At 36.0% G+C, this 6,287-nt stretch carries 4 protein-coding genes; 2 read left to right on the top strand and 2 right to left on the bottom strand.

Annotation, left to right across the window (positions count from 1 at the left end; translation table 11 throughout):
• Both ENL20_09565 and ENL20_09560 read left to right on the top strand, forming a co-directional pair.
• The coding region (locus ENL20_09565) for a T9SS type A sorting domain-containing protein (GenBank protein HHE38803.1) at positions 1–961 on the top strand (961 nt) is incomplete at its 5' end.
• Positions 962–1,341: 380 nt separating this feature from the next.
• On the top strand, positions 1,342–3,657 hold the full coding sequence (locus tag ENL20_09560) for a hypothetical protein (protein HHE38802.1): 2,316 nt from the start codon (positions 1,342–1,344) through the stop codon (positions 3,655–3,657).
• Positions 3,658–3,753: 96 nt separating this feature from the next.
• Here the strand turns inward: ENL20_09560 and ENL20_09555 are convergent, their stop codons facing one another.
• Both ENL20_09555 and rarD read right to left on the bottom strand, forming a co-directional pair.
• Positions 3,754–4,233 carry a flavin reductase family protein gene (locus ENL20_09555; GenBank protein ID HHE38801.1) on the bottom strand — a complete coding sequence of 160 codons (480 nt, stop codon included), beginning with the start codon at positions 4,231–4,233 and terminating at the stop codon, positions 3,754–3,756.
• 726 nt (positions 4,234–4,959) lie between these two features.
• Entirely contained in the window at positions 4,960–5,844 is an 885-nt protein-coding gene (gene rarD / locus ENL20_09550) for an EamA family transporter RarD (protein ID HHE38800.1), read from the bottom strand.
• Positions 5,845–6,287 lie beyond the last annotated feature (443 nt).

Here is a 6,287-nt window from a genome sequence, read left to right as displayed (position 1 = left end):
TGCGAATATGTATTATCCCAAAGAATTCATTTTTGATCTGAATACCCAGGAATTCAGTTTCTTTGATCTTTATCCGCAGGGAGCAAATCCGGCAGATGATTTACCGATGCGACCCTGGGATCTTGATGAAGATGGAATTGCGGATGAACTTGATCCTGAAGGTAATCCTCTCTGGGAAATGGATTGGCCTATTTATTATTATGAACCGGATGATGCCTTTCATTATAACCATTATTTCATGGCTTCAAATCCTGATAATGGCTGGTTAGCCGCTGTCTGGACGGATGGAAATTATGCAAAATTGAATTATGATGGAAATGAAGGATATGAAGATTGGAATGATATCAGCGAGATTGCAATTGTTGTTTCCAGAGATAATGGAGAAACATGGTCTGATCCGATCTTTATGAATGCTAATACAAGCGATGGAAATTATGTTCCGCAGTTAAATGAAATGATCCCTTGTTTTGTCTATCCTGCTGAATATATAGAAGATCTTGGAGATGGACACGGAAAACTCCATTTATTCTTTCTCGATGATAACAGCTTTGGTTCATATCATAGCCAATCCCAAGGACTGGATAATGGTGGTACTTTCCAATATGCTGCTCTTGATATTGATTTTGACAGCTATGTTTCTGCAGAAAATAATAATATTATCTTAACCTCTTCATTAGCACAGAATTATCCTAATCCTTTCCATCTATCAGGAAATAATAGAACTAACTCAACAATGATCAATTTTTCCCTGAATGAAGCCAGTGATGTCAGGATCGAGGTTTATAATATGAAAGGTCAGAAAGTTAAGACTTTGACCAATGATTTCTATACTGCTGCTGATCATCATGTAACCTGGGATGGAACTGACGATAACAACAGGAATGTTTCCAGCGGAATTTATTTCTATAAAATGCGTACTGGCGGAGATGTTACTGCCAAGAAGATGATTTTGATGAGATAGATAAACCTTGCGAATGGTTGTCGAACTTCTTGTTTCTCTCGACCTTCGCAATGGTTGAAAGTTTAAAGAAAATCTTTGCGGAAGTTCTTGCATAAGAAATTAAGAGAAGATAACTTCCGCAAAGTTCTAATGAACAAAGTCCGGAATTTGACCAAGTTTTAAAAGACATTCTCCTCGATGTCATTCACGAGGGATTATAGATTTATCCAGACCAAAAGTTTAAAAAATCCCTCGTGAGATTAAAATTAATTCGACTTGTAAGGAACGACAAGGCGAAATAAATTAACTTTAAGTCCTTTCTAAATTTCGAGTTGTCGTCCTTCGTCAAATGAGTTAGACGCTGTCCTTAAGACTCGAATTTCATAATCTGGAGTTTTCTCATGTTCAAAACAATCAAATTTATCATGATCTTATGTCTTCTCATCTCTTTATTTTCATGCGGAAGAAAAGGAAGTTATTATCCCAATCATAAACCGTTCGTAAGGATAACTTCATTTGAAGGTGTTGATGACATAGAGAATATTTCCGATTCGATCTTTTTCCAACAAAAAATTTATTGGGATGGTCATGACGACAATGGAGTTGTTTATGGTTTTGCTTTCAGAATTTTAGATGAAGATGAAAATCCCATTGCTACTCCCGGATATGAATTCATCAATGATGAAGGTTGGGTATATCATTACCAGATTGGAGCAGATGAATCTATTCCAATGAATGATCCCGGAGCAAAACTTTCTATCTGGACACAACAATTTTTTGCTATCATAAATTTCCCCGCAAATTTAAATGGAGAGAGTTCCAATCTCACTAGTATTTTTGAGATAAAATGTATCGATAATCTATCGGAAGAAAGTGAAATAGAACGCAGATATTTTTATTCTTATTCCAGCAAACCGGAAGTGGTTGTTCAATCCACAAAAGGTGAAATTAATGGGAAAACTATTGGTAAAGGAATAATCCTGAAATTCAATACGATCGATTATGGAAACGGTACATCCGATCAGGCAGATTATTATGAATTCAAATTAATATTCGGCAGCAGAGATGAATTCGGGCAGATAATTCCGGGTGAAAATTACGAAGATACAGGCTGGTTTGATACACGAGATCAGCCTGATAGATCTGAATATCTTCTAAATCAGAATACAGAACCGGTTTTAAATCCTAATGAAATTCCTGATTCTACTTTTGTAATTGCCAGAGCTATAAATTATGCTGGTATCGTTTCGGAATCCGATACAATTGCTTTTTTTGTAAGAGGAGATTTTTCTCCGGGAGCAGTTATTTATAACAGTGAATTTCAGGAAGGAAACGATGTCCGGGTACTTGGACAAAATCATTATACAACTTATCTTGATGAGAAGATAGGAAAGGTTATCGAATCTGAATACCATAGTTCCGGTGAACACTTTTCAACTCCATTCTGGATCGATAAAGACGGTAAATATGCGGCTGTTCATAGCAATGATTTGAAAATATATCTTCATTGGGGCTGGCATGGAGAATACGGAACAACTTCCGGTTCAGGTTTCAATATCACTGATAATCCTGATGATCGAAGGATAGATGCTGTTGTCGATGAACAAACCGATATTTCCTATTTTGCAGAGATCGTGTATTTTGATCTGCGACTCGATGATGAACCATATTACTATCCGCCGTTTCCTCCTGAAGGTGATAATCTTCACATAGACAACGATGGAAAACAGTGGTTGAGAGTTCCGATAAATCACAGGATTAGCAGGAGAACCGTTTTAACCGGATTAGATTCGAATATCGAGTTGGAAGGTCTGGAAAAAGGTGTTCATAAATTTGAAGTAAGCCCTGTCGATATCCAGAATGTTTGTGATGAAACTCCGGCAGTGATGTATTTTAAAATAGTTGAGAGAGTTCCCGCAAATGAAAAGAGCGGGATCTTAATCCTGGATGACGATGATCATTTTGACAATTTTTCTCCTGATAATATCATCGATGATATTTACTTTGATTTTTGTGCAGATTATGAGGGTGAAGTCATTGCTCTGGATAGGAATGAATTAATGGATGCTGTCTGGAATTCACAACTTCATTTTGGTAGAGCTGTTTTTTCTCCTACTGATCTGGAGAAATACAAACTTGTAATTTACCATTCTGATCTAATTACTTATGTCAGCAACTTTGCAGATGAATCAGAAATTTTAAGGATTTACCTGGAAGGTGGAGGAAATCTGCTGATCAGTACAGGAGCAAATCTGAAAAATATTCCTGAACGGATGAATGAATACAATTTTAACTTTATGGAAAGATACTTCGGTATTCCGTCTTCTTCTGAATCGATTGACAGTGTTTTTCCAACCAGTTTCGGAACTGATCCGTATTTCATTAAAGCAATTGCTAATTCAGAGCATTATAATGATATAGATCTCGAAATCCCGGGCTGGAATACTCTTATTGGAATTTATCAAGGATTGGGTCCTGTTTCACGCTTTAACAGTTTTGATTCTGATACAGAAGTTATTTTCAAATACGGATGCAAACCTGCTGAATCAGGAAATTTTTCACCTTCAATCGAAAAATATAATGAGTTGAATGAAAAACCTGTTGCTTTGAAGAAAGTTACTGGAAATAATAATTGCTATCTTTTTGGTTTTCCGCTTTCTTATCTGGATGTCGATCAGGTGAAAGAGATGATAAACCAGATATTGAGTGAATTATAGTCTTCTCTCCCCAAAAAGTCCTCTTCATTTTTATGAAGGGGGCTTTTGCTTTTAAAAACTTGCCAAATTTTTTGAAATTTGGCAAGTTTTCAGAAATTATCCCAAATCCTGAAATAAAAGTACTTCCTTTCCTTCATTTACCCAGGAATGTTTGACTTCCCCCACAAAGATGGTATGATCTCCGCTTCTGACCTGCGTTACTACTTCACACTCAAAATTCGCAACTGCATCTTTAATGATTGGTAATTGTGCTAATCTTCCTTTGAACCATTCCAGTTTTGTAACTTGCAATTTATCGGTGTCTCTTCCGGATTTTGTACCGCACAATAGAGTTTCATTATTCATTTCTCTGGAAGGGAAACAGAGATTAAAATAGCGGAAATTTTGCAAGCACTCATAAGAATACCTGGTATGACCAATTGAAATTGCCAGCATTGGAGGTTTGATGGAAGTTCTCATATACCATTCGAGCGTGATCAGGTTTGCTTTTCCATTTTTATCTTTGACAACAGCAATCGCTATTTTTGCCGGATTCTTAATTTTTTTAATTGCTTCATTATATTTAACTCGTTCCATAAATCTACTTCTCCGATAAAACTTTTATTAAATTATTGATGTATCTGTCAAACTTAATCAAATACTTATCAAAATCACAGATTAAAATTCTAATTTTTCTTCAAAAACAAGTTTTGAAAAAAGACCAATCTTCGATTGGGACACATTCTTGTTCCCGAATTCTGCCGAAAGCTTTCGGGAGGAACACAACTGATAAAGAAATTTCATTTCGAATAATACTTTCTCCCACAAAAAATTAAAGTAAAACTTTTCAACAATTGCATTCCCAAAAAAAATTTGGGAATGAGGAGAAACTGTAGTTTTGAAAATTTCACGATCCCGATTCATCGGGATTGGTAAGTTTGGATTTTTAAGTGGTTATTGAATTTGAATCCTGAAATACATCTTATTGCCTTGATCAATCCTGTAGATGAGGATTCAGCAGATGCTTGTTCCATATTCCAAGACGATCTCCTATGAAACCACTTTCTAATTTCCAATAAAATAAGGAGATAGAATTTTAATTAAAATGGACAAGATCAGCATCTTGTTTTACGGATCAGGTTTCATCTTAATAAAACTATCCGCTTGCGGATAGCAATAGGCTTGGAACTTGTGGAAAGGTTTTCCAGGCTGTAGGAGTAGCTGTCCCTCCATCAATTGTTGAATTGTAATCTTTATCCGATAAATCAAATCTGTGGTGCCAAAAAGATTTTTACGATCTGTATCTACCTGTGATATTAGAAGTTATATTTTTGTGGTGTTAAAAATGAGTCTAAAGACTATCCCCTCGATCGAATAAACAACCAGAGCAAACCAGATAATACAGAAACCGATCAATCTCTCAGTGGGAAATGCTTCCTGATAGATAAATATTCCGATCAGGAACTGCAAAGTGGGAGCAATGTACTGCAATATTCCGAGATTGGTCAGGGTGATTCGTCTGGCAGCAGCAGCAAAGAGGATCAAAGGGAGAGCAGTAACGATCCCGGCACAGAATAGAAGAAAGGTGGAAATTATATTTCCATGACCGAACGAACCTATTCCTTTTAATTCAAATACTGAAAGAAAAAACAAAGCCGGAATGGACATAAATCCGGTTTCCAGGGAAAATCCTTCTAAAGAGTTAAGTTTTGTCCTTTTCTTCAATAATCCGTAAAAGCCAAAAGTGAATGCTAAGATCATGGCAATCCAGGGGAAGGAACCATACCTGACAGTTAAGAATAGAACTCCGATCAAGGCAATAAGAATAGCTGACCATTGAAACAGCCGTAATCTTTCTTTTAAGACAAGAACACCGAGCAGAACAGATATCAAAGGATTGATGAAATAGCCCAGACTTGCTTCCACCACATAATTATTATTCATCGACCAGATATAAGTGAACCAGTTAGTTGAAAGAAAGAAAGCGGTCAGCAGGAAAGTAAGTAGCAGTTTGGGATTTTCTTTTATTTTCTTTAACCAGAACCAGTTTTTCCTGAAAAAAAGGATCGTTAACACGAAGATAAAAGACCAGACCATCCGATGCAGGAGAATTTCATGAGCAGGAATATGTTTGAGAAGTTTCCAGAAGATAGGGAGGATGCCCCAGAGAAAATAAGCAAGGATGGCGAAAATAATACCGGTGTTCAAATTATTTATTCCTGTGTTTAAAAGATTGAATAATCATTATCAAAATCATTTTTATTCAACTCCTTCAGAGTTGTTTCCTGTCTGCTATTATGCTCCGGAGGTTTTACCTCCGGCTATTAATATTCAACTCTTTCAGAGTTATGTTTTCTAATCTTTTTTATTTCAATTTCAACAAGATATTTCAATCTTCCAACTAATCCTGAAAGGATTCAATCTTTATAGCCGGAGATTGAATCTCCGGTTAGGAAGAGATAAAACAGTCCCAATCCTGAAAAGATTGAATAATCAATATCAAAATCATTTTTATTCAACTCCTTCAGAGTTGTTTCCTATCTGCTAATATGCTCCGGAGGTTTTACCTCCGGCTATTAATATTCAACTCTTTCAGAGTTATGTTTTCTAATCTTTTTTATTTCAATTTCAACAAGATATTTCAATCTTCC

The sequence above is a fragment of the Candidatus Cloacimonadota bacterium genome (genome assembly GCA_011372345.1).
GTDB lineage: Bacteria > Cloacimonadota > Cloacimonadia > Cloacimonadales > TCS61 > DRTC01.
The sequence above is the reverse complement of the archived record's forward strand: the minus strand, read 5'-3'. Positions and strand labels throughout refer to the sequence as shown.